Raw genomic sequence first — 26,209 nt, forward strand, 5'->3', positions numbered from 1 at the left:
CCTCATGACCCACCTCCCCGGCCCCATCGCCCCGCCCCCGCGCCTCCTCATGGGCCCCGGCCCCATCTCGGCGTACCCCGGCGTGCTGACGGCGATGTCGGCGCCGCTGGTCGGGCAGTACGACCCGTTCATGACCGCGACGATGTCCGAGACGCAAGGCCTGTACCGGCAGGTGTGGCGCACCCGCAACGAGGCAACCGTGCTCGTCGACGGCACCTCGCGGGCCGGGATCGAGGCGGTGCTGGTCTCGCTGATCCGCCCCGGGGATCGCGTGCTCGTTCCGATCTTCGGGCGGTTCGGGCATCTGCTGGCCGAGATCGCCGAGCGCGCGCTCGCCGAGGTGCACACGATCGAGACCGAGTGGGGGCAGGTGTTCCCCGACTCGGTGATCGAGGAGGCCGTGGTCCGGGTGCGCCCGACCCTCCTCGCGCTCGTGCAGGGCGACACCTCCACGACGATGAACCAGCCGCTCGCCGGCGTCGGCGAGATCTGCGCCCGACACGGGGTGCTGTTCTACACCGATGCCACCGCCTCGCTCGGCGGCAACCCGTTCGAGGCCGACGGGTGGGGATTGGATGCCGCGACCGCGGGCCTGCAGAAGTGCCTCGGCGGCCCTTCGGGGTCGGCGCCGGTGACGCTGTCCGACCGGGCGGTGGAGATCATCCGGTCGCGGAAGCGCATCGAGGCCGGCATTCGCGAGGAGGGCGACGAGGCGGCATCCGATTTCATCCGCTCGAACTACTTCGATCTCGGCATGATCCTCGACTACTGGGGCCCGAGGCGCCTGAACCACCACACCGAGGCGACGTCGATGCTCTACGGCGCGCGCGAGTGCGCGCGGCTGCTGCTCGAAGAGGGCGCCGACAACGTGCTCGCGCGGCACGCGCGCGCGGGCGCGGCGATGCTCGCCGGCGTGCGCGGTCTGGGCCTTGCGGTGTTCGGCGACGTCACGCACAAGATGACGAACGTCGTGGCCGTGGAGATCCCCGACGGGGTGGTCGGCGATGCGGTGCGCAGCGACCTGCTCGAGGACTTCGGCATCGAGATCGGCACGTCGTTCGGGCCGCTCCACGGACGGGTGTGGCGGATCGGCACGATGGGCTACAACGCGCGTGAGGACGCGGTGCTAGTGACACTGGCCGCGCTCGAGGCGGTGCTGTCTCGCCACGGGGTGGCGATGCCCGCCGGGGGCGGGGTCGAGGCGGCGACCGACGTCTTCCGCGGTGCGGGGGAGACCGTGTGGACCGCGCACGCGTGACGCGCGCGGGGGCGATGACGCCGGCCGAGCGGGTGATGACGCGCTGCGACGAGCTCGCGCGCATCAGCAGCACCGAGGGCGCCATCGAGCGGGTGTACCTCTCGCCAGAGCACGCGCGGGTGAACCGGCTGGTGGCGGAGTGGATGCGCGAAGCGGGGATGACGACGAGGCAGGATGCCGCGGGCAACCTCATCGGCCGGGCGGGGCCGGCGGCGGGAGAGGCGCCGGCGCTGGTGCTCGGATCGCACCTCGACACCGTGCCCGACGCGGGCCGGTACGACGGGATCGCCGGCGTGCTCATGGCGATCGAGGTGGTGCGCGCGCTGCGCGCGGAGACGCTGCCGTTCGCGCTCGAGGTCGTGGCGTTCTGGGACGAGGAGGGCACCAGGTTCGGCAGGGCGCTGCTCGGGTCGTCGGCGGCTGCGGGCGTGTGGGACCCGGCGTGGTGGGAGCTGCGGGATGCCGCGGGCACGACCCTGCGCGAAGCGTTCCTCGACTTCGGTCTCGACCCCGGGCGCATCGGCGACGCCGCGCGCTCGTCAGGCGAGCTCGTCGGCTACCTCGAGGCGCACATCGAGCAGGGCCCCGAGCTCGACGAGGGCGACGAACCGTTGGCCGTGGTGTCGTCGATCGCGTCGGCGCGGCGGTTCCGGCTCGACATCGCCGGCGAGGCCCGGCACGCCGGGGGCACCCCCTACGACCGACGGCGCGATGCGCTTCTCGGTGCCGCGGAGATCGCGCTCGCCGTGGAGCGCGTGTGCCGTGCCGAGCACCACATCGTCGGCACGGTCGGGGAGCTGCAGATCCACCCCGGCGCGATCAACGTCGTGCCCGGCGACGCGCACCTGTCGCTCGACCTGCGAGGCGAGTTCGACGGCGATCGCGACCGGGTGTGGCGGGTGATCCAGGACGAGGTCGCCGCTGTCACGGCGCGCCGGGGCCTGACGTGGTCGGCGCGGGAGGTGCACGAGGCGTCAGCGGTGTTCTGCGATCCGCTGCTCCAGGATGTCGTCGGCGAGGGGGTCCGGTCGGCGTTACCTCCCCGTTTGGGCGAGGCGCCGATGCTCTTCAGTCGGGCAGGCCACGATGGCATGGCCCTCGCCGCGGTGACGGGCGTGGGCATGCTCTTTCTGCGAAACCCGGACGGCATCAGCCACCACCCCGACGAGGCGGTGTCGGCGAGTGACGTCGACCTCGGCATCCGTGCGCTGGCCGCGGCGGTGCGGGCCCGGGCGGTCGCATGATCGGCTCGCGGTCAGCGGCTCATTCCGTTTCCCTGCTTGTCGCGGATGAGGCGCCATCGTCGAGCATTTCAGCGGGCGGGTCATACGCGAATCGTTGACGTACCCGGTGCACCATCGCTCTGGCCATCGGGCTTCCCTCACCCGATCGCGTTCGCATGCGCCTACGGCGGGCCACTCGAGCTGATCCTCATGCATAGACGAGATATGTTCCCGGCTTGCCCGGTTCGCGGAGCTCGAACATGACCTGTAGTCCGGCGGAGTCGAGGAGATCAACTTGTCGCTCGAACTGTTGGTTGGTCACGAACACGGTCCGTGTGAGCGCCCAGGTCTCGTCGAGCCAGGTTTTGATCGCGGCCAGGAGTCGCACGTCCATGTCGGATGCGATCCGCGATTGTCGGACCCAGAAGTAGACCACGGCGTCGATCTCCTCCCACTGAGCTTCTTCCGTGACGGGAGTGACCGTGGCTTTTGTGAGGAAGGTCGCGGTGGTGGGGAAAATGTAGACGCAGCCCAGACAGCTGGCGCCGTCGGGAGTGAGCACCGTGTAGGTGAATGCGCGCCGCTCCTGGTGACGTTGTTCGAGATCGGCGAGGTCTTGACGGTTCGCGTCAACGGTGAAGTCGTCGGCGGGCCAGGAGGACTGCTCCCATATGCGCAGGTCGACTCGCGTCTCCATGACCGCCTCATGATCACGCGCCGCGTCCGCGGCCAGGATCGGTCGCAGGAAGAACTCGTCCGTTTCCAGCCTGGGAGGGATGCTGCGCCGAGGGTCGCCCAGCGACAAGCGTTCGGTGCTCCCTCCCCCGGATCCGCTCAGCGTCTCGCCCATGCGCTGGCCTGCGGCAGTGGTTACCGACCGCGGTCTCCCGTCCTTGCGTCGCGACATCCGTCAATTGTCACTCCCCCCGACAGGGGCGGATGCGGATTCTCCCGTCGAAAGTCCGCACGCGGACCGGGATAGCCGCTGCTCACCAGACGCTGGTCACGCGGCGGTTCATGGAGCGGCCTACAGTTCCTCGGCTGCCCACCGTCCGAGCACGGTGATCGCCTCGCGCAGGCGCGTGGCGAGCATTTTGGCTCCTGCTCCAAGGTCGCGCTGCAGGTCGCCCTAGCGCTGCGGGCCCTCACGCAGCCCGCTCCACAATGAGCGGGGCCTCGCTAGCGGACTGACGGGCTCTCGTGGGGCTCGTCGAGGACTAACGTGTCGCGTATGGGCCTCAGCGACTTCCCCGTGCGCGCGTCAATCGGCGTGACAGACATCCATCGCGCGGTCAACTTCTACGAGGGCATCCTCGGGCTCGAGAAGGCGGGCGAGGGTCCGAGCGCTGGCATCGAAGGCGGGGGCCGCACCTACCGAGCGGGCGGGACGATGCTCAACGTCTTCGAGACACCGACCGCCGGCGGAGCGAAGTCAACTGTCGCGACCTGGTACGTCGACGACCTCGACTTTGTCCTCAACGAACTCATACAGGCTGGAGCGGAGGTCCCTCGGTACGACGGTCTGGGGCAGGATGAGCGAGGCGTCGCGCCGCGAGCGGGCGGCGGGCGCATCTTCTGGATCGCCGACCCGGACGGCAACACCATCGCCGTCGAGGCCGACGAATGACCTTCGAGGTGCGTCCAGGTGGAGTCACCATCGCCTGACACCCCGGCCCAGACTCGCTGCGATGTCCGTTCAACGACCGACTACCGTTCACCGGACTCGCGGGTGTGTGCCTCTTTGCAGGGGGGCGACCGTCGCATGCGAAGTGCCTGACTACTATGCGCTAGTCGACCGCCACTTCGACGCCCGGTCCTCTCTCATTGAGGTAACGGTAGTGGTTCCACGCCTTCTCGAGAATCGGGTTCTTGCTCGGCTCCCGCTTGCCTTTCATCGCAGTGGCTAGAGACCACGTCCGCTTCTCAGGGTCCGCGATGATCTCCAGCAGAACATCGATACCTTCCGCGTCGTCGAGATTCACGAAATGCTCCAGTTCGCGTAGGGAAACTACCTGGGCAGGGAATTTTCCCTTCGCGCCATACTCTGGAAGGATTCCCGCATTGCTGAGATAGAACGGCTCGGCCGTCACGATCAGTCCGATGATCGGCAGCTCGGCCGGAATGTGCGCGAACGCCGGATGCTGGTTTCGGATGCAGCCTGCGCTGCGATCGATCTGCGAACGTGCCTTACCAACGGACCGCGAAACCACATCGCCGAGTGATGGATCCGCAGCTCTAGCGCCGAGCGTCATCCTGGCGCTCTTGCACTCGACGAGCACTACGGCCTTGTCCGTAACCCATATCCAGTCCACGGATTTGTCGCCACGTCCGTAGGTGATCTCGCCTTCGACATGATCGCCGGCGATCAAGCGGAGCTGCCGGCCGACGTACTGCTCAACCCGCGCACCGAGATTCTGGGCGAAATCTAGACCCCACTCCTTCATCCCGACGTAATACAGATTGGAAGGGAAGATTGCGCGAGACACGAGCATGCTCTGCGGTGCCCAGACCCCGTTCGTTCCAAGGTCGACTAGAGGCTTGGCGACGAACGGATTGAACGCGAAACGTTGTCGGTTCCTTGCGACCGCAGGCGCTGCAGCGTTCAGCGCTCGCGCCCCATTGACGGTCGTCGTGAGGTGGCGCATCATCATCTCGAGGTGGACACGCGGGACGATCTCGCGATACATGTCCTGCATGTGAGGCGCGTCCATGAGGCCGTAATCGATGAATCCACCGTTATGTGTCACCCAGGCGTGGAGGATGAGCGATGCACGAGCTGCTTCGCCGAGCTCCATCCCGAATACCTCGTCCCAGGCGATCGGGCTGCCGAGGGTCGGATCGCCGAAAAGCGCCCATACGCGCGACAGTTCCTCGAACTCTGATTCACCGTAAAAGAACTGCTCGTAAGTCAGCGGCGTCATGATGTCCGAGAGGCTTGGATCGTTCTCGGGTTCATACGCGTCGTTGAAGCAGTTGTAGAGCTTCGCGAAGTCTCGCTCAGTTGGCGTGCCGCCGTGGCGGTGCTCGTTCGAGTACAGCACGGACTCGCGCGCCATCGCCGAGGCCGCCCACGGCCAACGACCGTCGTTCCGGAACTCGCGACCGCTAATCATGGGGTCGAGCGCGGCCGTGTGGGCTGCAAGGGCAGGGAGGAATCGCGACGGAGGAAACCGGCGGACCGCTTGGCGGAACTCGTCGTAGCGGGGCGAGGGACGCTCGAACGGCATTCGCTCACATTAATCGCGAGCGCTGACACTGCCCTGAGGTGGACCGGCTAACGAACGAGTCCCGCTTGAACTCTCCCGCCGGCGCGACGGAGTTCGTCCTCGGCACGGTCAGCAAATACCATCAGGTCGCCATGGATCAGTGGACGGGCGAGCAAGTCTGCTCGTTCCTCACTTAGGGCGCGAAGGCGTCGTGGCAAATACTTGCCGGCACCGATCCAGTGGCCTTCGGTGAGCAGCATGAGTTCCGCTGTGCGCTCAAACAGCGCGGACGCGACGACATATCGCTCCAGCGGGTCGGTCGCGTCTCTCAGGTCGTCGATGAGATCCGTAATGGCGTACCGGCGCAGGTCCAGCTCGTGCGGGGGCACAACAGGGCCTTCGTCGAAGATCGTTCGCCACCTGTCCTTCAGCGCGGCCAATTCGATTGCCCCGCGGACCGGGATGCCTTCGAGGAGCATATGGATAATGACGGGCCGGTAATCGCTGAGACCCTTATGCGCCCACTGCTCGAATCCGCTCGAGTTGTAGGCGAACACTTCGAAGATCTCACCTTCGAACGCGAATGTAGCGGCGAGGCTGGACGTGTCGGCGGCGAGCATGTCGTCGCCGATAAGAAGCAGATCGATGTCGCTCGTCTGAGTGCGATTGCCTCTAGCCGTGCTGCCGGCTATCACCGCTACGCGCGCGCCTGGGAATCGGTCCGAAATGAACCGCTTGACCACATCGATCTGCTGCATCTCCCGATCGTACGAGCGCAACGCGTCCGCAGACGGACCGGCTCCCGTGCGGTGATCAACGGGGTTTCGCGCGCCGATCATCAAGCAGCCGTCGTGAAGGTCAGGTCACCCGCCCGCTGCCGAGTGATGCGGCTGCTCAATGAGCATAAATGGAGGTATTGCGCGAAACGTGCAAGTATCGCATACTTCTAATTATGACAGAAAACCTCAAAATATACGAGCCCACCGATCTTGTACTCTTCGTTTGGCCCCGCCAGAGCGAGTTGGAGATCCGCGCCGGAGGCGCGCGCAGCCGGCAAGAAGCGGCGAGCAACGCGTGGGCGATGGATAGGACAAAGGCCGAGCGCGTCAGCGTCATCGTCTCCGTGTTCGACGACAGGATCATCGGCGCGTGGGCGGTTGCCGAGGCTCATCCAACGACCGCGACTCCGGAAGGGAAGACCCGGAAAGTCACCCGTGTGAGGTTCGACACCTATGTAGACCCGCGACTCAGTTACCTGGTCGGGCAGACGTCACAGCTGAAGCGCCGGCGGAACCCACAGTCCACCATCCAGCTCCGCGATCTCGACGGCAGCGACGTGCTGTTTGAAGAACCCACCGGCGAGCGCCAGCACGGCGTGGCCCGCCTCGGCGAGTTCACACTGACGGTAAGAGAGGACGGCAGCGCGGACCTTGTCTACCCCGCTACGGCCGCCGTCACCCTCCGGCCGTTGGGGTGAGTGTCGACCATACGCCTCGATGCTCTGGCGCGGGCGGCAATGTTCATCATGAGTCGGGCTGCGCTCGCAAGTCGACCACGAATCGTGCAGCCACACTCGCGAAGCGCGCTGAACCTGCGCCGCGAACTCCGGCACCGTGACACGAGGCCGCTCGGCCCGAGGCGCACCGGCTTGAACCGCGGATCGCGCGCCATCGTCGGCGCGCACGCCATACTGAGCATCGACCTCTACAGACGAAGGAACCCGCGTGGCGCCAGCGACTACCGAACTGACTGTGCTCGGCCAGAGCCTGCAGAACCTCTACACGCAATACGCGGCCCACACATTCGTCGTCAATAGGCGGTACCAGCGAAAGCTCGTTTGGGCTGTCGAGGAGAAGCAGTCGCTGATCGACTCGGTAAGAAACAACCTTCCGATCCCGCTCGTCCTTCTTGCTGAGAACTCATCCTCGGGTGCGGCGCGGCTCGAAATTATCGATGGCCTGCAGCGGCTGAATGCGATCTTTGCGTTCATCGAGAACGAGTTCCCCTTCGGCGACGGCTACTTCGATCTCGAAACGCTCGCGGACACGAAGTTTAAGAGAGACCAAGGAGAGCTGACACAGCGGACGCCGGTGCTGGACCGTGCCGTGTGCCTAGCTATCGTCAACTACCAACTTCCCGTCTCGACTTATCGTTCCGCCACTGAAGAATCAGTCGACGAGGTCTTCCGTCGCATCAACTCTTCGGGTCGGAAACTCAGCCTGCAGGAGATCCGACAGGCGGGTGTGACGTCCGACTTCGCGAACCTCGTCCGACGCATCAGCGCCAGCGTGCGAGGGGACGCGTCACTCTCGGACATCGTGCCGTTGGGAGAGATGCCAAAGATCAGCATCACGAACCGCGAGCTGCCTTATGGCATCTCGAGCGACTCGGTCTTCTGGGTAGCAAACGGGATTCTGGACAAAGAAGCAGTCCGCGAGTCCCGCGACGAAGAACTAGTGCTTGACATCCTTCTGGACCTGATCCTCGACCCGATTGCCGTGAGTGGCAGCGCGTATAGGAACTCCGCATACGGTCGGGACGACAACGCGACGACATCGGCGGGCGTAGTCAACGCGCGGCTGAGCACCCTGGGATTGGAGAACGTCGAGGAGAACTTTCTACTCACTCTTGACGTGATCAAGAGCACGATCGGCGCTGCAGAGAAGCCGTGGGCGTCGTGGGTCATCACACAGCAGAATCCGCGCGGCATTCCCCGCTACTTCCATGCGACTTTCGTCGCGATCTACGAGCTGCTGGTGCGGGAAGGATTGGAGGTGGCAGACCTCGCCGGTCTGACGAAGAAGCTGGAGCACTTCTGGGATGCTGACCTCAATATCCCGGCGGGCGGCGGCAACTGGGGAGCAAACCGCAAGCGACCGCTCTTCGAGTCCGTGAAGGCGATCCTCCGGCCGTTCTTCAAGGCGAGCGAGGATCCCATATCGGTTCGCGCAAAGGCGACGGCAACTGAGTTCGAGGTTGAGTTGCAGATGGCCCTGACCGAGCACGCCCTGTTCGAGCTCAAGCAAGGGTTTACAAGGCTCGACCAAACTAAGGCTTTCGATGACAACGCGTTCGAGTCGGTGCTGTGCACCGCCGCCGCGATGGCCAACCATGGCCCGGGAACCGAAGGCTTCATCATCTTCGGTGTGGCTGACCGCGACGAACATGCTGATCGCGTTGTTCAGATCTATGGAGTTCAGCCGTTGGCCGTGAGCGACTTCAAGATCACGGGCACTCAGCACGAGTTGACGGCGCTGAAACGCAGCCGCGACGAGCACATGCGGTGGCTTGTGCAGCGAATCAAGGGTTCCAAGCTCGAGAACGCCTTCGCCTCCCATCTGGCAGGCACGTTAACGCTCTTCGAATACCGCGGGTATCTGATTTGGACCTTGCACCCGAAAGCTATGAGCACCCCGACATCTTGGGATGGCAAATTCTTCGTACGGGAGGGAAACTCGACGGTGGAACTTACAGGGCCAGCCGTTATCGAGCTTTCGAGGCGCTACATGTAACACCCACCTCGTGGGTACTTCCCGCTCGTCCCACGCTCGGAAATCCGGTCGCCCGGATCGTCTCACGTAAGGCGCACTACGACGAGCCGCGAGTTGTTTACCCACTCGCTTGCGTTGTCGGCTCCACGGCGCTCCCATCCACGGCCGGCGCTCAGAGTTGCGCCATTCAGGCTGATCGTGCCGTCGACGGGCTCAACGCCGACCCAAACCGCCACGGCGCCGGAGTGGATGTATCCGAGACCCGGGACCTCGCGTTTCGCCTCTGGGTCGACGCCCGCGGCGCTCAACTCCTCAGCCGTAGCGTCGGCAGGCAGCAGCGCGTAAGTAGTCGTCATGGGGTTAGCGTAATCGTCACCAATCCACGGGCCGGCCTGATTCCGGAGCACGGTGCCGCTTTCATTCACGGCGCGCATCAGGATCCGTTCTCTGCGACTCGGAGTGAGTGCCGCTCGGAGTAGACGCTCCTCAACGAGAAAATTGGGTCCGAACGCGTGTCGTCCGCGTGCGCGAGCCCGCTTAGGGTGATCCCCATGGAACCGCACGAGCTGGTATGACTCCCAACGAGATGGCCGCGACCGGCATGGCGCTCCTGACCGCCTACGTGCTGCGCGACAGGGAGGCATACGACGCGATCTTGACGGACGTCGACAACCCGAGTCTGGCGATGGCCCTCCTCGGTCGCGGCGCCGAGGTCGTGGTCAATACGTTGGCGATGTCTGCGGGAGTGTCTAAAGAGCGGGCGCTCGAGCTGTGTGCCCAATCGGTTGCGCTCGTTGATCAGGACGATGCCGAAGACTGACTTGCTGTCACATACGTGTAGGCCCCGTTATCGTGCACTGCACGTGAGTGAATCCTATCCCGCCGATCCGGGTTTGGGGCCCTTCGGCGAGTTCACATTGAGTCGCGAGTCGAGCGCCAAGAGGACCAACTTTTCGGCGGCCGCGATGCGCTCGCGTTTGGATGCTCGCGTCGAGAAGAGCACCGAGATGTCTTCATCGCCCTCCGCAAGTTGCATGGTTCGACGCATGGCGTGAGTGGAGGCCACCCATGACTCATCGTCCTCCGCCATAGAGCTTGGCGTCGCTCCGTCCTCGCGTTCAAAATAGTTAGACGGCAGATAGAACCCCACATCGTCGGACCGCCACGGGGACGGCGCAACGCCGTCGGCTCGCGGCAACGGTCGCAAACCATGTTCGGGACTCCTGGAACGAAGCCACAACTTCATTCGTGCCCACCATCGGGCTGCCGCCGTCGCGCTGACGTCAGGCGTCGCGACGGCGACTGGAACGCCGTGCTTGAATTCTGAACGGACGTCAGTGGAGGTGTGGGGTGTCGCTTCCTGACCCTGACCGTCCTGGGAAATTTGGTCTCTCATCGACATGGCCTACGGCCCACCCATCGCCTTGTCATACGCAGACGCCGCAGTCATAGATCTCCAAGTCATGATGACGAACTGGGCGATCGCGAACGCTGCCAACGCGATTCCTAGCGGCACATCGAGGAGTGTGAGCGACGTAGCTACACCTCCCAGCCAATCGGGTACCGAGATCATCGACCGGATCGTGCCGCGGGTCAAGAGCCAGATAGCTGTGATCACAGCCAGGATCGTCTGGTTGAAGAGGATGAATCGTGGGAGAAACGGCGCGTTGAAAACCTCGCGCTGAGTGGTCGTGTTGTCGAGCGCGGCTGAGCCCAAGGCCACCAGGGCAACCAGCAGCTCCGGCGCGATGGACGACTGCTCCGCGCCATGCATCAGAGACCACACGATCACAGAGGCCAGAATGAATGATCCCAGTGCCGTGCCCGCCCACGCGCGCCCGGTTGCGCCGGGTGGAACCTCGAGCAGTCTGAACGCTACGTACAACCGCGTGCGCGAACGGTTCCCGTTGCCAATGAATACATGTCCCGACGACCACCCGCCACGACGTGCGCTCCACCATGTCTTTCGCCTACTTGCCTTTCTCCGCACATTGCTGTTTGCGGCGCCCTGCACCCTACGGAGGTCATCGGCACTCTCGAGGACGAACTGCTCTCGGACGTAGTAACCGGCGATCGGTTCTAGTCGGAGCTCATAGTGCGAGGTGAGACGAGCAAGAGGCGCGTGGACGAAGAATAGACTCGCGGGAGCGCGGAACCATCTGCGCATCGAACGCACTAGCAACCAGCCGTACCACCGCGCCTCGCGTTCCTGGGAGTAGGAGTACCGAATCACCGGCGGCGCCTTACCCACGCGCGAGACCCGGACGAACCGGTAGTACCTGTCTATGAGGATCTGGCAAAGCAGGAACAGCCGGCCCATCTCCTCCTCTAGCGCCGAGCCTGCGACTCCGACAGGAAAGCCTCTGAGAACTCCCGTGGTGTCGAACAAGTTCACCATCCGTGCCGGCGCGGTTCGTGATTCGGGATCTGCAGACACCAAGCGAAGGAGCCTGGGGAGGGTCTTCGACGCAGTCTTGATAAGCCGCTTCTGAGCGGCTCCGGGTGTCTCCTCCAAGGCGTAGTCCACGACATTGAGGAAGCGGAACATAATCATCATCTCGCTAAGCCGCACGTGATCGTCGTGGCTCACGAGCTCAACTTGGGCCCCGTCAGCGCCGCTCGCGATATGCAACTCGATGAGCTCTCCCTTCCGCGGAGTCTGAATGGCAAAGAGCATCTCCGTCGCGTCCGCGGAGGATGGAAGTTCGCGTCCGAGATACATCGCAACGCGACGGGAAAGTTCGTCATCCTTGACGCGGACTTCCTCAACTATCCGCTCGTACCATTCCTGCGGGTCCCGCAGTGCCGAAAGAGCATTCTCGACCAATTGCCAGTCGTCGCTCAGCAACAATGAACGTAGCTGCTCAGAAGTCTTCGGCACAGCGTCATCCTATTGATTCAGCCGGCGATGCCTTCGAGGAGGGTGCGGTGGGGCGATCGCGCGTCGCGGCTTCCCCGTCGATCGTCATGGCACCCATGGTGGTGCGCACGGCCGACAGCCACCGCGACGCTCTGCAGGGCTGCACGCGGCGGTCCCTCGAACGCGCGAAGCCCGAATACGGATCCCCGGTCGTCACGAGTGTGCGCTCGCCATCTTCTCATCTGGCAGGATTCGAGTCGTGACCCCGCCTGCCAACAGCGCCCGCCCACCCCTCGTCGACTGGGCGCTCGAATACGTCGAGCCCGAAGCGCTCGGGATGAACGCCAAACGCATGGTTCCCACGAACCTTATGGACTATTGCCGGGCTGCCGCCGGCGTCGCAGCGCTGGACCCAACTAAGGTCCAGTTCGTGTTCTCAGGCGACGTCGCCACCTCGGTCCAGGAGCGGTTGCCGCCCGGGCCATACCGCGACTCCTTCAACCTCTCGCGCGGGGCGGGCACAATGGGCGCAAAGACGATGCGGGTGGACGACGAGGTGCACATCCTGTTTCCCGCGTGGCTGCTCTACGACGTCCGGTGGCTCCGCTCCGTGGATCCGCGAGACGAAGAGGGCCGCATCGCGAACGCGCCATTGCGGAAGCAGTTCACGAAGAGAATGGCCGCCCACGAGTCCGGGCATGTCGCGACGTTTCAGGCAGGGGAGGAGACAGAGCAGTTCGATGACGAGCCCACCGCGCGGCACGCCTTCCTTCACGCAGCGCAGCAGATCATCGACGGATACCGAGCCGAGCTCGTCGTCCCCGAATCGCTGCTGGTCTCGTGGGACCGCGAACTGTCTGTGGAGACGGTCACGCAGTTCCGCTCGTTTCTGGCCGAAGCGAAAGATGAATACCCCCGCAGCCGGGACCGCAACGTGCTCGCGCACGCCATAGTCAACAACCATGCGCAGGCGCTGTGGAAGGTGCTCGCGTGTCTCGCGGCTGTTCGGCGAATCACCGGCACCGAGGTGGGGGCGCCGTTCCCAGGCACGGTCACCCGCACGCCCGAATGGTCCGAGACGCTGAGCGCGCACTGGGCACAGTTCGAGGAGGTGCTCTCCCGCGTCCCGTCGAGCCGCACCCGGATGTCGCCAGCCGAGCTTAGAGATCGCGCGTACGAGCTTGCAGACCTCCTAGGCGCCTGGCTGGTGACCTTCGGGTTCGTCTGGCAAGACTCCGAGGGCGCGGCATCGCTGAGACTCGCAGAATAGATCGAGGACGCGCGCGACGAGGTGAGTTGCCGGCAGCCGCCCTACGCGGCTTCCTTATGTCCGAGCCTTGCTGTTCGCGACGTACAGCTTCCGGGCATCGCGCGAACAGGGATCGTCCGCACCGCAGGCGCAGCGCCCGAGGAGAAGCTATTCAGTCTCTACCGACGCAAATGGTTCGAGCTCGAGGCCGCTGAACATCAGGCCCTCACGAGACACGGCGACATCGACGTGGCCGGAGGTTACGAAAGGCAGGACCACCCGATCTTCTTGAACTTCGACATCCCCGTCGGCGGATCGAACGCGTTGGAGAGCGAGCTCAACGTCAACGGTGGTGAAGAAGTCGGCCCTGAAGTCGCCCCGCTCCCAGTACTGTCTCACCTCGACCTCGCCCACCAGTGGTTCCCCGATGTCGGTTATGAACACTGCTGCCGTTTCACCAGCCGTACCTAGCTCGCGCGGCAGAAGGTCGCCGAGACTCAATTCCCAGAGCGCCGATTGCAGGTATCCGCTGATTTCGCCGCCGCTAACGGCAATGTCAAAGCCCTCCTGAATCTCGTCATGGAAGAGCCCTGGCACCGAGAACTCGGCGAGACTCTGTATCCAAAGGAACCAAGGATCCACTGCGCCGTACTCGGCCAAGTCATCAACAAGGTGTTGGTGGAGCTCGTCGCGTGCGTTTCCCTCCCCTCCGAAGGCGCGGCGATCCGCGCTCACAAACACGATGTCCTCGTTCTCATAGCGCTCATCGACCACTTCGAGCACAGACATCCAGTGGAGCGTGTCGCGATAGCCAGATCCGTTCTCGTCGAACGGACGCCGCCGGGCGATTGCTCGTCGCGCGACCTCGCGATGAGAAACCCGCGGGGCATCGATCATCGAGACTCCCACCGCCTCTAACGCCGTTCGAATGCGCTTCGGATACCTGCGCCCTTCCCTAAGCGCCGCCTTCTTTGCCCGCTCCAAGTGCCCCTGAACGTCGCGGGAAGCCTTTCGCCCGACTGCCTGGATCTCTACCGCTTTAGCCTCACGCACCCTTTGATACGAGGCGATGGCTTCCTCGAGCGCGAGGGTAGGTAGCAGAACTTCCACCCTGCCGCCTTTCACCGCGTCGGCTAACTGCGGCCAAATGGCGCTTCGGAGCATCGGATCGGCGACGATCACGTTGGCGTCGAGTACGAGCAGCACGTGGCCAGCATATGAGTCGCACTCGCTGCCCCTCAGAGAGTGTCTTGATGCCGCAAGCCGTCGCCTCGCGAATCGGATGAGGCCAAAGAGGTCTCGAGTTCACGCGAGCGATGCGAGGGTCGGCATAGGAATGCTGCACGAACCGGTGATCTCCTGACTTAGCTTGCGCGAAGCGGCTCGCTCACCGAGCACCGCCCGTTTAGGGATCGTGGCAGCCTTTGGGCCCACCAGGGCGCCGGCTGCTTTGCCGAGTTGCCTTCTTCGACCAACTGACCGGCAATATGGACCACGGGGAGTGGTGCCGTCTATTCGCCACTTGCCCCGCCGTGCGGCGGGTCCCGTTCGTGTCGCCCAGCAGGAGGAACTTTTCGAGTGTTAGGTACCCGTCGAGCCACAGACCGCGCGGTGCGGGCGATTGCGACCGACTTACGCGACCTACGAACTTCGCTCGATCATTGGGTGGCAACCGACCTGCATGGCCTACGCAAGTCGATCGACGCGATAGCCAGCGATCAAGCTTCTGACGCGGCGCTGGAGCACAAACGCCGCCTGGGGATCGCGTGGCTCGGAGGCACCCTGGCGTGCGTCTTGACGATCACGAGCATCGTGCTGGTCACGGTGTCACTGCCAGCCTCGCCCACTTCGGCCGCGCCCGGTCGGATCGGCGTTGTCATGCCCGAAGCGCCGGATGGGACGGTCCAGGTGCACGCGTCATTCAGCGGCGCGGTCGATTCGGGTGCACAGTTCGAGCTAATCGCCAGCGTGTTTCCGGCCGGCGACTCAGTCGTCGACCGGACCTCCGTTGGGATCTTCTTCTGCGGCCCGATTCGCAACGGGCTGGAGCTGACACAAGCCAACACCAGCGACATCCCCACGCCGGTGCCTGTCGAGCCGGGGGCTTTGGAGGCCGACTCGAGACTTGGCCCTCGCAGCGAGTGCGACTTCGTCACCGTCTCCAGCTACAACTGGCAGGTCATTCTGTATGGCAATTCGGATCACGCGCTGGCCATGACCGCAGGCGAGAAGGTTCTGTATGCACTGCCCGGGGTAACGACAACGTTCCGAGACGAAATCGTGAACGGAGCGCTGATGCACCCGTTGCCGCAGGACAGCACAGTGCAGGTCGCGATGTCCCAGGTCCCGTCCGACCTCACTGTGAGCGCCGCCGCCCCGCAGATCCCCGCAGCGGGCGATCTTGCGTGGACGTACACGGACGTCGTACGGGTCAACGCGCCAGACGACTACCGTCTCTCCGGAGTCCTTGGCGATCGCGAGAGTAGCTCTCAAGCGTTGCTGTTCACGGCCGGTGCGCTCGTCGGCCTCGCGGGAGCCGCATTGCTCTGGGCACTCGAAGGGATCGTTGAGATCGCACTCAGCCGCCGTCGGAAGCGTGCGGCAACGTAAGGCACTGCAAGGCGCTCAAGACGCAAGAAGGCGCCCGCGTATCCTGCGCGACTACGAGAAGCGAGTCGGCGCTTGGCCGATCCAAGGCACCCCAATCACCTGCCTCGAAGCCCGCCCGCCACCTGCCGCTCCCGCGCACTGCCCGCATGAGGATCGCTTTCGAGGACGGCTGAGCTACGGGCGACGAGGGCAGAGAGCGACGAGCATTACGTCCTTGATCTGTGCGATGAAATCCTCGAGACTGCCGGGCACCGACAAGCCCGGTTCGACTGGCTCCGTGGTGATCTATCACCGTCGTGAGGCCGCGCAGCTCGATTGCCCATAGATGGATACTGGCCCGCGCACGGGCTGGTCGTGGAGTTTCAGGAGAAGCAGCACATCGAGTCAGTGCCAATCTTTGATCGGCGCGCGACTGTGTCCGGTGTTCCTCGCGGCGAGCAGCGGCGGCTGTACGATCAGCGCAAGGCAGAGCTGATCCCCGCTCATGGTCTTCGGCTCGTCGTGATCCACAAGGGCGAGTTCGACACCCGCCGCGACCGAATCGTTCGGCATCATGACCGCGATATAGCGATCGTCAGACGCCGGCTCGTTTCATAGTCGACGGACGCCTGCACGGGCGGGTCCCGCAAACGGTCTCTGCCGGCATAGCGATGGCAGTCAGCTCCGCGGCGATATCGGTTAGCGTCCGTGCCACACGCGACCTCCGCTCGAGAGTCACCTCCGAGAGGAACTCACGAGGCCTGCCCCCGCCGTGGACCCCAGTGGGCGAAACGCGACCTCGATTGTCGTGCCCACTCGCTAGATTGAGCAGAACTCTTGGGGGGTAATGATGCAGCTCACGGCCGTTTACGCACGCTTCTTTCGCTCGCTCAACTTCGACTTCATGAAGCGAGCAAGCAGTGGCTACAAGCCTCTGCCGTGGGACGGAGTGCCGGGCGGGGCTGCTCCATATCCGTTCGTTAAGGTCGCACTCGATGAGCACATCACGACCATCGTCGGGGCCAACGAGTCAGGGAAGAGCCAGGTTCTAGCCGCAATCGAGTTCGGTTTGACGGGCGAGAAGGTCCTTCAGCGTGATTTCTGCCGGTACTCTCCCTTTTTCCTTCGCCACAAAGATCTACTACTGCCGGAGTTTGGCCTGAGGTTCAAAGGCCTCACCGACGCCGACTTGCCCCTCATTGGGGAGGCGCTCGGGCAGGAGGTCGACGCGGTGCCTGAGGAGCTGGCCGTGTTCCGTATGAATACGACTCCAAAGGCACGTGTCTACTTGCGAAATGGTTCGGATTGGGCACTCGCAACGGTGAAGAAGCCGTCCGCGCTGGATCAGCTGGGTATGCCCTCGGTCTTCAAGATCGATGCAGGCGTCCCACTCCCCGACTCGGTGCCAATCAGGTACGTAGCAACTGGCCAAAAGAAGGACGCAATGCCGCACGCCCAGGTGCGCTCGGGGCTGGAGATGCTGTTCGGTGCAATCGGAATGGTCTCATCGCCAACCGACTTCGAGGCGAACCGAGAATCGCTGCGATCGAGTCTTACCGCCAGCTCAAGTGTCGCGGAGACTGACCTGAGAAAGTTTGAGCTCGCACGGACCCTCCTGCTCGACGTGGCCGGCCTCAACCCTGATCTGTTTGAACAGCTCTCCACCGCAATCGCACAGGGAAAGAGTGGCTATGCCACAAGCATCGTAGACACCATCAACTCAGAGCTGTCCCATGCGCTCAACTTCAAGCACTGGTGGCGGCAAGACCAGCACTTCGAACTTTTCGTGGAGCACCAGGAGTTTCATCTGGACTTCATGATTCGAGACAGGACCGGTCGGACATACTCATTCGACGAACGAAGCGGTGGCCTCAAGTACTTCCTCAGCTACTTTGTGCAATACCTGGCGCACGTTGCGAAGGCGACGAAGGAGGGGCCTAGGGCGCGGCCCGAAATTCTGTTGATGGATGAGCCGGATGCGTACCTGTCGTCATCCGGGCAGCAGGACCTGCTGCGCATCTTCGAAGCCTTCGCCTTTCCACAAGACTCCGCAGTGCCAGCGGTTCAGGTGGTGTACGTGACCCACTCGCCGTTCCTCATCGACAAGAACCACGCTGAGCGTCTGAGGGTTCTGGACAAGGGACGACACGACGAGGGCACGCGCGTCGTAGCTAACGCCGCACGCAACCACTACGAGCCTCTTCGCTCTGCGCTCGGAGAACTCGTGGCGGAGACGACCTTCATGGGTGGCTGCAACCTTATTCTCGAAGGTGCTTCCGATCAGGTGATGATCGCTGGCATGTCCGGCATTCTTCGCCGCGCCAAGGTACCGGAATCCCAGAATCTGGATCTCAATGTCATCTCGCTAATTCCCGCGGGATCGGCGAGCCACGTGCCATACATGGCATTCCTCGCGCGCGGCCGTGATGTGGACAAGCCCGCAGTAATCGTCCTTCTCGATAGCGACGAGGCAGGCGATCAGGCCGTCTCAAAGCTGCGGAAGGGTGGACCCAACGGTAAACAGTTGGTCGATCCTGAGTTCGTACGTCAATTGAGGGACATCGCCGGCTTGCAGACCGACAACCCGGGCGGAGTGATCGGCATCGAAGATTTGATTCCACTCGAAGTTGCAATGGACGCGGTGCGTCGGTACGCAGCCGAGTTCGTCACCGATGCGAACGTGTACCAACTCAAACTGGATGCCGAGTCCGTATTCTCGACCTCCGGCGGGACACTCGAGCGCGTGCAGGAAGCCGTCAGGGCTCATCTTTCCGAGCAAGATTTTCATCTCGACAAGATCGCGTTTGCGAGACATGTCGTCGCGTCCGCCGCATCCAGCGATGTCCCGATTGCGGCGCGGGAGAAGCTCACCGCCAACTTTTCTCTGCTGCTTCGAGAACTCGCAGCACTCCAGCGCAAGGCTCTGCGCGTGCAGTCAAGCGAGATGATCAAGGATCGCGTGAACCGCATACGCGATCGTTTCCAGACAGACCATCCCACCTCCGCACCGCGGGAGTCCGTGCTTCTGCTTATTGAGGAGATCGACAGTCAACTCGACGAAAGCGCAGAAGCCGACGATGTGCGTGCCGTGATGGCAACGTGGGTACGTGACTACTCGCTCAACGATGCCCCCCGCGAGCCCATCGACGACTATCCAGCCTTCCTCGAGTCGTTTGCGGCGCTGCCCTACGCGGGTGTGACGAAGGTTCAAACGATGTAGTTGCACCGACCTCCCGTTGCGTAAGTGCAAACCTTGATCCCCTTGGCGGGGCGAAGCCGCAGACGCCTTCGCACGCGCTCATGCCCGCACGCGCTCATGCCCGCACGCGATGGACCCCTTACGAGCGATGCCCGGTCAGGGATCGCTTACAAGTGCGCCGCGTGGCCTGAGGTCTGCGAGCGCTACCGGGCAGCCACGTACGCGCGAGTAATCCAGTCCCTTACCTCGTCATCGATCTCATTGACGGCACGCAACTCGAGATGGTGCATGAACACACCTGCCCGCGGTTCGACCACCTCCTTCCACCTCGGGTTCTCGACGTGCTGGGGCAGCGCCAGCGAGAGCACCAGCGGCGCGCCGCGTTCTCCCAGGTATTGAGCGGGTGCCCACGCGATCGCGAACGTTCGTCCGGCACGGAATGCCAGCTGGCTCTTGGACAACTCTTCCGTCACCGTTCCCACCCCGAGGATCACAGCCCGCAGCGCGTTGAGGAGTCCGCGAGAGTCGGCGTGGTCAACGAGGTACTCCTCCAGATTCATGGACACATGGTGTCGGGGACCTCAGGGCGCGGGCAAGGTGACGCTCCGATTCTCCGCGACCGCGGTCGGCACACCGGCTCCGCTATACCGTCGAGGGCGGGCACCGAGGGCGCCTCTCCACGCGCCGCATGGCTCGTCCGCGACGTGGCCCTCGCGTGCAGTGCCCGTGTGGGGATCCTGTCGACCCACCGGTGGGATCCGAGACTCATTCAACTCCTCGGTTATCGACGTCCGCCCTCGGCCGGCGTGATCGGAGTCTGGCTGTGTCAAGGCGGTAGCGACCGCGTCCTGTGTCGTGCTCGTCTTGAGCGACGGGAATCGCAGATTTCAAAGGAGAGTGAAGTGAACGAGATTGAGACCTTCATACGCGCCGATCGTGTGCTCGCCGACGTCATCACCCGCATCCCGCCCGACCTGATGAAACAGTCTCTCCCCACCGGCTTCCCCACGCGAGACAACAGCACCTACACCTACCGGCAGATGTTGAACTACCAGGCCTATGACGAAGCGTGGATCCCCGACATGATGGCTGGCCGCACCCTCGACGATGTGGGTCAAGACGCCCATGGTGGACCACTCGAGAACGATCTTCTCGGAACTGATCCGTCCGGCCGCTTCCGCGACCTGGTGGAGAAGTCCATCGCATCGGTGCGCGAACGGAGCGAGTCCGAACTCGACACCCGGACAGTTCATTACACCTATGGCGACTACCCGCTTCGGGAGGCGCTTTGGCATGCGATCGTCTTCCGAACGACCAGAGCCTTCGATTACGCGAGAGCGATCGGAGCGGGCGCCGTTCTACCCGACGACCTCGTTGAGTCGGTGTGGGCAATCGTCGAACCCCACGCGGAGGAGTGGCGCAGAATCGGGGTCTTCGGTCCAGCCGTCCAGATCGAGGCACAAGCACCCCTCCAAGATCGACTTATGGCAATCACCGGGCGCCAGCCGTAACGCCCGATCGGCCACGAGTGAGGCATCAACGATCCGTGGCAACGCCCAGCATTCAATGCAGAGCCGCCCCGTCCGATCCACGCCCGATTAGGGATCCCCAAACGGGCGTGGGCGATGGCGGCGCCGTTGCGCGCGATGGGCGGATCGCCGTGTCGACCCGCGGGTCCGTGGCCGATCGCGGTGACGCTCATGCCATGCGCCCCCAGCCACCGGGTGCCCGCCCACGAACTTGGTCGAATCCAAAACACGCCGTGCCGGGTCGAGTGTGCTCGCGACGACCACGCACACTCGACCCGGCCCTTCGGGACGGTCGGCCGGGTCCGCTACCCGAGGGGCGAGCCGGCTACCGGTTCCAGCAGGATGTCGTGCACGTCGATGATGTCGGCGGCGTCGAAGCCATCCATGTCGGCTGCGAGCTCAGGGCTCGCGATGTAGGAGGCGAGGAACTCGTCCGGGTCAACGCCGTCGCGAAATGACAGCAGCGCTATCAAGCGGTGCGCGTCGGGCTGTTCATCTGTCCAGAACCCATGGACGGTAGCGCCGAACGGCGGCATGCTGCTGACATGCCGCGGCCACTGCACGGTCGCATACTTCTGCAACGCTTCCGACGTGCGCAGAGTGTAGGTCTTGATCTGATACATGTTCCGGCTGCGTTCGGGTATCGGGGATGGATCGGTCACGTCTGAGTGCATCGGTGACAAATGAGGCTCACGCGTTCGCGGTGTTCTTGGTCGCTTCGATCGCCGTGGCGAAGTCAGGGTCGGCCCCGAGCTGTGAGAACCAGATGTTCGCCGAGTTGTAGCAATTGAACGTTTCGATCTTGCCGTCTCGGAAATACCAGAAATCCGCGGTCGGCACATCGATTCGCCTGCCCGTCGGAGGGATAGCGCCCGCCGGAGTCGGAAACTCGCCGAGATGGGTTCCCTGGATCCGCAGTTCTACAGCGACGACGTCACCGACCACGTGGAAGGCGAGCAGCTCACGGTGGATGTCGGGGAAGACGCTCACGAGTCCCGCCAGAGCCGCCGGGATCTCGTCCCCGCGGAACGTCAGCGAGTTCGGAATGTCGTTGAACGTGCCGTCCTCGGTGAACAGGGCGCGGAAACCCAGCCCGTCAAGCGAGTCGGCTTCGACCAGCCGGTACGCCTCGCGAATGATCTCTTCGTTGCTCTTCATTTCGACTCCTCATCCTTGGTGTTGCCGTCGTCACGAGTTGTGGACGACTAAGTCCATAACGGTATGGGTTTTGGACCGCATCGTCAAGAACGTGTACCGTGTCGGTATGGCGAGACCGAGGAAATTCGACGAAGACGCGGTCCTCTCCCAGGCGTCTAAACAGTTCTGGACGCATGGCTACGCCGGGACGAGCATGGACGTCGTCGCTCAAGCGACCCACCTGGGCAAAGGCAGCCTGTACGGGGCGTTCGGCGGCAAACGCGACCTGTTCCTGCGGGTCTACGACGCATACTGCGCGCGCGCCGCCAGCGACGTTGCTGAGGGGTTGAGCGGGCCGGACGACGGCGCGTATGCCCGCCTGTGCGCGCACATTCGAGCCGCCGCGGCCGGGGTTGCCGCGGACACGCGCCACCGCGGCTGTCTCCTGGCGAAGGGTGCCGCGGAGCTGTCCGAGCACGACCCGCAGGTCGAGGCGCGAGCCCGGCTCACGTTGGAGGGCATGGTTGCGACGCTGGCCGACGGCATCTCCGCCGCGCAGCGTTCAGGTGACATCGACAGCGCGGCCGACCCGCAACAGCTTGCGGCGCTCATCTTGGCCGTGCTTCGCGGTATCGAGGCACTCGGGAAGGCGGGGATCGACGCCGACCGACTGGAGGGCGTCGCCGAGACTGCGATCAGTCTTCTTCCCCGCACCTCGACGTAGCGCTGCGGGAACGAGTTCGATCGGCCGGCCGCCCGAAGCGGTCAAGACCCATGTGGAAGGGACTCTGGAGGGAACACATGTCTGATGCAAGCAAGCGCCTGCTCGAGGAAGCGAACGCCGCCGTCGATCGGGGTGATTACGAGGACTTCCTCGCTTTCTGCACGGAGGACACGGTGTGGACGTTCGTCGGCGACCGCACACTTCGCGGCAAAGACGAGGTGCGGACATGGATGCTCGGGGAGTACGAGAAGCCGCCACGAAACAACGTTGCGCAGCTCATCGCCGAGGACGACAGCCTCGTCGCCCTGGGCACCATCGTCACCGTGCACGGCGGTCGAGAAGTGACTCACACGTACTGCGATGTATGGCGACTGCGCGACGGGAAGCTGTCCGAGCTCCGCGCGTTCGTGATGTGATCGGGGAACCGCGAAGGGTCGGCACCCCACCTGCGCCCGGCGTGCTCGTGCGACCGAGCCTCGTCGTGAACACGGTAGGTGAAGAAGCGTGATGGTGCTATCAGGAACATCGATGATGGCGATGTCTCCTTCTCGTGGGCGGGACCTCGTGCAGCGTTTCGTGGTCGCGTCACGTCTGTGCGTGGTGGGGCCGGGTCAGAGGAACGCGCCGCCCGCCGCTTCGATTCGTTGGCCGGTGATCCATGCCATGTCCGGGTGCAGAAGACCAGCCACAGCGAGAGCGATGTCGTCGGGCGTCCCTACGCGCCCGAAAGCGGTGCGACTGCTGATGTACTCGCGGAGGGCCTCGCTGTCGCGCATCGCGCCGCCGTTGAAGTCCGTCGCGGTCGGGCCTGGGGCGATGGAGTTCACCCGGATTCCGCGCGGGCCGAGCGCCATCGCCAGTGTCCCGGTCAACGACTCCAGAGCGGCTTTCGACGCCGAGTAGAGGAGGCTTGTGGGGTCGGCCTGCCGTGTCATCTGTGTGCTGACGTTCACAACGCTCGCACCCGGTGGCATCAGGTCGGCAAGGGCCTGGGTGAGGAAAAGCGGGCCACGGATGTTGACGGCGAACGACTCCTCGTAGTCCTCGGGCGTCAGCTCATCGAGGGCGCGGAACACGCCGACTCCCGCGTTGTTGATCAGAACGTCGAGCCTAGGGGTGTCCCCGTCGCTCAGGAGCGTGACCAGGCGTTCTCGAAATGCGGTGAAGGGTGCGGCCTCTGTGAGATCGAGCGGGATGCTGTCAGCTGTGCCTCCGCGATGCCTGATCGCACGCAGCACGGCGGCCGCACCGGCACTGCCCGGCCGGTGTGTTACCACCACGTGGAAGTCGCGGGCGGCAAGCGCCTCTGCGATGCCGCGGCCGAGTCCACGGCCGCCTCCCGTCACAAGCGCACTTCGGACTGATCGCTTCTCACCCGTCTCCCGATCGGTCACTGCCGGCCCCCGCGCGCTGTCGAAGCCTCGAAGAGAACGTGCACCAGCGGGGATCCGCGCATCCACCGCTCGATGGATTCGACGGGCTGGGCGAGATATCCGCTGTGCCGTGGGTGATTCAGGTCCGCGATGATCGGGGTGAATACTCGACGACGCTCGGCTGGGTCGAGGACGGGTTCGGCGCGCGCCGCAAGGTCGGCCCGTGCGCCGTATTTGAGGTGGAAGGTGAAGTCGGGGTTGGCGATCAGGTTGGCGTACCAATCGCGGGCCGCCGGCTGCGTCGTCAGATAGATCTCGCCATCGGCCCGGTAGAACCAGATCTCGATCCGGCGAGCTCGGCCGGTCTTCGCACCGATGGTCGTGATGTCGATCGTCCGCTCGGACGCGGACGACTCTGGAGTAATGGCGAGTGCGCGCTCGATCTGTTCGTTCATTTTCGCTCTCTTTTCTGGGGGTTCCCGTGCGATTCAGATCTCGTGGATGATCCGGATCTTCTCGTCCTGGTGTCGTCGTCCCGCGGGATCGCCCATCAGCAGGATGTCGAACGCGTGCGGGTAGCCGGGGTGCACATGGAGCTCGGTCGACACGCCCGCGCGCCATAGCCGGTTGGCGTACGCGACGTTGGAGTCACGGAAGATATCCAGTTCGCCGACTTCGATGTACGCGGGTGCGACGTCAGTGAGATCTGCCGTCCTGGCCGGCACCGCCACCGCCACCTCGGGAGCGTCCGGGGGCGTCTCGCTTAGGACGGCGGCCCACGCCGTCCGCTCGAACTCATACGAGAACATGGCTTCAGCCGCTGCCGCGAGGTGGGGGTCTGGCGTCGCCCGGTCATCCAACATGGGGTAGATCAGGATCTGCCGGGCCAGCGGCACGCCACGGTCGCGCGCAAGCACCGCGAGTGCTGCGGCGATGCCGCCGCCGGCACTGTCGCCCATCACTGCGATGCGGTTCGGATCGACGCCGAGCGCCGGCGCCTGGGCGACGAGCCACTCCAGGGCGGCGAGGGCGTCGAATGCAGCCGTGCCGGCGCGCACCCCGGGGGAGATCCGGTAGTCCACGGAGAGGAAGGGAACGCGGGTCCAGCCGACATAGGTCCGAACCAGCGGGTCGTAGAGGTCGACGCTGCCGGCGACCATGGCGCCGCCGTGCAGGTAGAGCACCGCCGGCCCGGGATTGGTCACTGTGGGGGAAGTCCACCGGACTCGGATCCTCGCGTGGTCGGTTGTGTCGACGAAGGTGTCCGCGGCGGTGACACCCGGCACATCAGGGAGTCCACTCATCTGCGCCAGCCCGTCGTCGAGGATGGCGCGGAGCGTCTGCACGTCACCGGCGGCGAAAGCCGGAAAGTGCGGCGAACCGGTTGGTCCTGCGCCGGAGCCGATGATGGCGCGGATGCGGTCGTGAAGAGTCAGTGCCACCGGCGACCCCCTCTCGAGCGCAACGCAATCGACGCGCTCACGCCGCCTTCTCCGCAGGTACCACCGGGCCCAGCAGCAATCCGCCGTCGATGACGAAATCAGCCCCGGTGACGAAGTCGGCATCTGCGGAAGTGAGATAAAGAATGATGCGCGAGATCTCGTCCGGCTCGGCGAGTCGCTTGACCGCCAGCGCGTCGGGAGAGAATGTGTCGCCGACGGGGGGCTCGTTCGGCGCGGCCGGCTCGGTGATGAAGGGCGTGCGCACCACGCCGGGATGGACGGCATTCACACGGATGCCGTATCGAGCGAGCTCAAGCGCTGCGGTCTGGCTGAGCCCTCGGACACCCCACTTGCTGGCGACGTAGGGAGAAAGATAGGCGATCCCGACGTCCGCGGCCATGGACGCTATGTTGACGATCGCTCCCCCGCCGTTGCGTCGCAGGGAGGGCACCACAGCCCGGATCCCGAGGTACTGACCGGTGAGATTGACGTCGAGAATCTCCCGCCAGGTCGCTGGATCTCCGTCCTCGATCAGCACGGCAGGGCTGGGGATTCCCGCGTTGTTCACCAGGACGTCCAGGGGACCGTATCGTTCCTCGGCGGCCGTCACCGCTGCCGCCCAATCCTCCTCCTTCGTCACGTCGAGGTGCACATAGTGTGCTCGCGGACCGCACCGCGCCGCCAGCGCCGCCCCGTCCTCGTCGCGGATGTCGCCGATCACGACGTTCGCGCCCTCCTCGATGTACGCCCGCAAGTGAGCGGCGCCCTGACCACCGGCTCCGCCGCTGATCAGCACTGTTTTGTCTTCGAATCGAGCCATTGTTCTCACCCTTCGCGATGGCCACAAACTAAGTGACTTGACTCACCACCATGTCAGGGATTCATCGGGTGAGTCAAGCCACTCATCTCTTTCGGTGTTCTGGTCTAGA

At 64.2% G+C, this 26,209-nt stretch carries 26 protein-coding genes; 12 read left to right on the forward strand and 14 right to left on the reverse strand.

Features of this window, described 5'->3' with window-relative positions; translation table 11 throughout:
• The first annotated feature begins 4 nt into the window (after positions 1-4).
• Together HDC37_RS15060 and HDC37_RS15065 are read left to right on the forward strand one after the other, a co-directional pair.
• On the forward strand, positions 5-1,258 hold the full coding sequence (locus HDC37_RS15060; RefSeq protein ID WP_179561200.1) for an alanine--glyoxylate aminotransferase family protein: 1,254 nt from the start codon (positions 5-7) through the stop codon (positions 1,256-1,258).
• Positions 1,240-2,502, forward strand: a complete 1,263-nt coding sequence (locus tag HDC37_RS15065; RefSeq protein WP_308472240.1) for an allantoate amidohydrolase — start codon at positions 1,240-1,242, stop codon at positions 2,500-2,502. Before HDC37_RS15060 ends, HDC37_RS15065 begins: the two co-directional genes overlap by 19 nt.
• A 187-nt stretch (positions 2,503-2,689) precedes the next feature.
• Here HDC37_RS15065 and HDC37_RS15070 read toward each other — a convergent pair whose 3' ends face one another.
• Positions 2,690-3,331, reverse strand: a complete 642-nt coding sequence (locus HDC37_RS15070) for an N-acetyltransferase (protein WP_257021536.1) — start codon at positions 3,329-3,331, stop codon at positions 2,690-2,692.
• A gap of 381 nt (positions 3,332-3,712) precedes the next feature.
• Between HDC37_RS15070 and HDC37_RS15075 the strand changes: the two genes are divergently transcribed.
• Complete coding sequence (locus tag HDC37_RS15075; RefSeq protein WP_179561201.1) at positions 3,713-4,108, forward strand: VOC family protein; 396 nt, start codon at positions 3,713-3,715, stop codon at positions 4,106-4,108.
• 160 nt (positions 4,109-4,268) lie between these two features.
• Here the strand turns inward: HDC37_RS15075 and HDC37_RS15080 are convergent, their stop codons facing one another.
• Both HDC37_RS15080 and HDC37_RS15085 read right to left on the reverse strand, forming a co-directional pair.
• Positions 4,269-5,708, reverse strand: a complete 1,440-nt coding sequence (locus HDC37_RS15080) for a hypothetical protein (protein WP_179561202.1) — start codon at positions 5,706-5,708, stop codon at positions 4,269-4,271.
• A gap of 47 nt (positions 5,709-5,755) precedes the next feature.
• Positions 5,756-6,445, reverse strand: coding sequence for a nucleotidyltransferase domain-containing protein (locus HDC37_RS15085; protein ID WP_179561203.1), 690 nt, complete (start codon positions 6,443-6,445; stop codon positions 5,756-5,758).
• A 194-nt stretch (positions 6,446-6,639) separates the two neighbouring features.
• On the opposite strand from HDC37_RS15085, the gene HDC37_RS15090 reads away from it, so the two are divergent.
• Together HDC37_RS15090 and HDC37_RS15095 are read left to right on the forward strand one after the other, a co-directional pair.
• Positions 6,640-7,164 (forward strand): hypothetical protein, encoded by a 525-nt coding sequence (locus HDC37_RS15090; RefSeq protein ID WP_179561204.1) that lies wholly within the window; start codon positions 6,640-6,642, stop codon positions 7,162-7,164.
• A gap of 247 nt (positions 7,165-7,411) precedes the next feature.
• Positions 7,412-9,199, forward strand: a complete 1,788-nt coding sequence (locus HDC37_RS15095) for a DUF262 domain-containing protein (protein ID WP_179561205.1) — start codon at positions 7,412-7,414, stop codon at positions 9,197-9,199.
• Positions 9,200-9,261: 62 nt separating this feature from the next.
• Here the strand turns inward: HDC37_RS15095 and HDC37_RS15100 are convergent, their stop codons facing one another.
• Positions 9,262-9,534, reverse strand: a complete 273-nt coding sequence (locus tag HDC37_RS15100) for a hypothetical protein (RefSeq protein WP_179561206.1) — start codon at positions 9,532-9,534, stop codon at positions 9,262-9,264.
• A gap of 215 nt (positions 9,535-9,749) precedes the next feature.
• Here HDC37_RS15100 and HDC37_RS15105 point away from each other — a divergent pair, with 215 nt between their 5' ends.
• Positions 9,750-9,998 (forward strand): hypothetical protein, encoded by a 249-nt coding sequence (locus tag HDC37_RS15105; RefSeq protein WP_179561207.1) that lies wholly within the window; start codon positions 9,750-9,752, stop codon positions 9,996-9,998.
• A gap of 585 nt (positions 9,999-10,583) precedes the next feature.
• Here the strand turns inward: HDC37_RS15105 and HDC37_RS15110 are convergent.
• The gene (locus HDC37_RS15110; protein WP_179561208.1) at positions 10,584-12,059 is read right to left on the reverse strand and encodes a hypothetical protein; all 1,476 of its coding nucleotides are present in this window, start codon (positions 12,057-12,059) and stop codon (positions 10,584-10,586) included.
• Between the two features lie 238 nt (positions 12,060-12,297).
• Here HDC37_RS15110 and HDC37_RS15115 point away from each other — a divergent pair, with 238 nt between their 5' ends.
• Positions 12,298-13,308 carry a hypothetical protein gene (locus HDC37_RS15115; protein ID WP_179561209.1) on the forward strand — a complete coding sequence of 337 codons (1,011 nt, stop codon included), beginning with the start codon at positions 12,298-12,300 and terminating at the stop codon, positions 13,306-13,308.
• A gap of 147 nt (positions 13,309-13,455) precedes the next feature.
• On the opposite strand, the gene HDC37_RS15120 is transcribed toward HDC37_RS15115, so the two are convergent.
• Positions 13,456-14,493, reverse strand: coding sequence for a PIN domain-containing protein (locus HDC37_RS15120; RefSeq protein ID WP_179561210.1), 1,038 nt, complete (start codon positions 14,491-14,493; stop codon positions 13,456-13,458).
• Positions 14,494-14,952: 459 nt separating this feature from the next.
• On the opposite strand from HDC37_RS15120, the gene HDC37_RS15125 reads away from it, so the two are divergent.
• Positions 14,953-15,897 (forward strand): hypothetical protein, encoded by a 945-nt coding sequence (locus HDC37_RS15125; RefSeq protein WP_179561211.1) that lies wholly within the window; start codon positions 14,953-14,955, stop codon positions 15,895-15,897.
• Positions 15,898-16,281: 384 nt separating this feature from the next.
• Here the strand turns inward: HDC37_RS15125 and HDC37_RS15130 are convergent, their stop codons facing one another.
• On the reverse strand, positions 16,282-16,452 hold the full coding sequence (locus HDC37_RS15130) for a hypothetical protein (protein ID WP_179561212.1): 171 nt from the start codon (positions 16,450-16,452) through the stop codon (positions 16,282-16,284).
• A gap of 274 nt (positions 16,453-16,726) precedes the next feature.
• Between HDC37_RS15130 and HDC37_RS15135 the strand changes: the two genes are divergently transcribed.
• The gene (locus HDC37_RS15135) at positions 16,727-19,096 is read left to right on the forward strand and encodes an AAA family ATPase (RefSeq protein ID WP_218869847.1); all 2,370 of its coding nucleotides are present in this window, start codon (positions 16,727-16,729) and stop codon (positions 19,094-19,096) included.
• Positions 19,097-19,278: 182 nt separating this feature from the next.
• On the opposite strand, the gene HDC37_RS15140 is transcribed toward HDC37_RS15135, so the two are convergent.
• Positions 19,279-19,635: a DUF5655 domain-containing protein gene (locus tag HDC37_RS15140; protein WP_179561214.1), complete on the reverse strand. Its 357-nt coding sequence runs from the start codon at positions 19,633-19,635 to the stop codon at positions 19,279-19,281.
• 168 nt (positions 19,636-19,803) lie between these two features.
• On the opposite strand from HDC37_RS15140, the gene HDC37_RS15145 reads away from it, so the two are divergent.
• The gene (locus tag HDC37_RS15145) at positions 19,804-20,586 is read left to right on the forward strand and encodes a hypothetical protein (protein ID WP_179561215.1); all 783 of its coding nucleotides are present in this window, start codon (positions 19,804-19,806) and stop codon (positions 20,584-20,586) included.
• A gap of 323 nt (positions 20,587-20,909) precedes the next feature.
• Here HDC37_RS15145 and HDC37_RS15150 read toward each other — a convergent pair whose 3' ends face one another.
• Positions 20,910-21,266 carry a hypothetical protein gene (locus tag HDC37_RS15150; RefSeq protein ID WP_218869848.1) on the reverse strand — a complete coding sequence of 119 codons (357 nt, stop codon included), beginning with the start codon at positions 21,264-21,266 and terminating at the stop codon, positions 20,910-20,912.
• Between the two features lie 28 nt (positions 21,267-21,294).
• Positions 21,295-21,762: an ester cyclase gene (locus HDC37_RS15155; RefSeq protein ID WP_179561216.1), complete on the reverse strand. Its 468-nt coding sequence runs from the start codon at positions 21,760-21,762 to the stop codon at positions 21,295-21,297.
• 106 nt (positions 21,763-21,868) lie between these two features.
• Between HDC37_RS15155 and HDC37_RS15160 the strand changes: the two genes are divergently transcribed.
• Positions 21,869-22,465 carry a TetR/AcrR family transcriptional regulator gene (locus tag HDC37_RS15160; RefSeq protein WP_179561217.1) on the forward strand — a complete coding sequence of 199 codons (597 nt, stop codon included), beginning with the start codon at positions 21,869-21,871 and terminating at the stop codon, positions 22,463-22,465.
• 77 nt (positions 22,466-22,542) lie between these two features.
• Positions 22,543-22,881: a nuclear transport factor 2 family protein gene (locus HDC37_RS15165; protein WP_179561218.1), complete on the forward strand. Its 339-nt coding sequence runs from the start codon at positions 22,543-22,545 to the stop codon at positions 22,879-22,881.
• A gap of 195 nt (positions 22,882-23,076) precedes the next feature.
• Here the strand turns inward: HDC37_RS15165 and HDC37_RS15170 are convergent, their stop codons facing one another.
• Genes HDC37_RS15170 through HDC37_RS15185 form a run of 4 tightly spaced genes read right to left on the reverse strand, consistent with a single transcriptional unit; the run spans position 23,077 to position 26,100 of the window.
• The gene (locus HDC37_RS15170; RefSeq protein WP_308472241.1) at positions 23,077-23,811 is read right to left on the reverse strand and encodes an SDR family oxidoreductase; all 735 of its coding nucleotides are present in this window, start codon (positions 23,809-23,811) and stop codon (positions 23,077-23,079) included.
• 44 nt (positions 23,812-23,855) lie between these two features.
• Positions 23,856-24,293 carry a nitroreductase/quinone reductase family protein gene (locus HDC37_RS15175; RefSeq protein WP_179561220.1) on the reverse strand — a complete coding sequence of 146 codons (438 nt, stop codon included), beginning with the start codon at positions 24,291-24,293 and terminating at the stop codon, positions 23,856-23,858.
• A gap of 33 nt (positions 24,294-24,326) precedes the next feature.
• The gene (locus HDC37_RS15180; RefSeq protein WP_218869849.1) at positions 24,327-25,280 is read right to left on the reverse strand and encodes an alpha/beta hydrolase; all 954 of its coding nucleotides are present in this window, start codon (positions 25,278-25,280) and stop codon (positions 24,327-24,329) included.
• 37 nt (positions 25,281-25,317) lie between these two features.
• Positions 25,318-26,100, reverse strand: a complete 783-nt coding sequence (locus HDC37_RS15185; RefSeq protein ID WP_179561221.1) for a glucose 1-dehydrogenase — start codon at positions 26,098-26,100, stop codon at positions 25,318-25,320.
• Positions 26,101-26,209: the final 109 nt, after the last annotated feature.

Source organism: Microbacterium sp. AK009 (assembly GCF_013410955.1).
GTDB lineage: Bacteria > Actinomycetota > Actinomycetes > Actinomycetales > Microbacteriaceae > Microbacterium.

Excerpts from the sequence above, each read along its gene's own strand:
- HDC37_RS15060 (WP_179561200.1), top strand. The coding sequence starts at position 5 with ATGACCCACCTCCCCGGCCCCATCGCCCCGCCCCCGCGCCTCCTCATG.
- HDC37_RS15070 (WP_257021536.1), bottom strand. The coding sequence starts at position 3,331 with ATGGGCGAGACGCTGAGCGGATCCGGGGGAGGGAGCACCGAACGCTTG.
- HDC37_RS15075 (WP_179561201.1), top strand. The coding sequence starts at position 3,713 with ATGGGCCTCAGCGACTTCCCCGTGCGCGCGTCAATCGGCGTGACAGAC.
- HDC37_RS15080 (WP_179561202.1), bottom strand. The coding sequence starts at position 5,708 with ATGCCGTTCGAGCGTCCCTCGCCCCGCTACGACGAGTTCCGCCAAGCG.
- HDC37_RS15085 (WP_179561203.1), bottom strand. The coding sequence starts at position 6,445 with ATGCAGCAGATCGATGTGGTCAAGCGGTTCATTTCGGACCGATTCCCA.
- HDC37_RS15090 (WP_179561204.1), top strand. The coding sequence starts at position 6,640 with ATGACAGAAAACCTCAAAATATACGAGCCCACCGATCTTGTACTCTTC.
- HDC37_RS15100 (WP_179561206.1), bottom strand. The coding sequence starts at position 9,534 with ATGACGACTACTTACGCGCTGCTGCCTGCCGACGCTACGGCTGAGGAG.
- HDC37_RS15105 (WP_179561207.1), top strand. The coding sequence starts at position 9,750 with ATGACTCCCAACGAGATGGCCGCGACCGGCATGGCGCTCCTGACCGCC.
- HDC37_RS15130 (WP_179561212.1), bottom strand. The coding sequence starts at position 16,452 with ATGATGCCGAACGATTCGGTCGCGGCGGGTGTCGAACTCGCCCTTGTG.
- HDC37_RS15135 (WP_218869847.1), top strand. The coding sequence starts at position 16,727 with ATGCAGCTCACGGCCGTTTACGCACGCTTCTTTCGCTCGCTCAACTTC.
- HDC37_RS15140 (WP_179561214.1), bottom strand. The coding sequence starts at position 19,635 with ATGAATCTGGAGGAGTACCTCGTTGACCACGCCGACTCTCGCGGACTC.
- HDC37_RS15155 (WP_179561216.1), bottom strand. The coding sequence starts at position 21,762 with ATGAAGAGCAACGAAGAGATCATTCGCGAGGCGTACCGGCTGGTCGAA.
- HDC37_RS15160 (WP_179561217.1), top strand. The coding sequence starts at position 21,869 with ATGGCGAGACCGAGGAAATTCGACGAAGACGCGGTCCTCTCCCAGGCG.
- HDC37_RS15165 (WP_179561218.1), top strand. The coding sequence starts at position 22,543 with ATGTCTGATGCAAGCAAGCGCCTGCTCGAGGAAGCGAACGCCGCCGTC.
- HDC37_RS15175 (WP_179561220.1), bottom strand. The coding sequence starts at position 24,293 with ATGAACGAACAGATCGAGCGCGCACTCGCCATTACTCCAGAGTCGTCC.
- HDC37_RS15185 (WP_179561221.1), bottom strand. The coding sequence starts at position 26,100 with ATGGCTCGATTCGAAGACAAAACAGTGCTGATCAGCGGCGGAGCCGGT.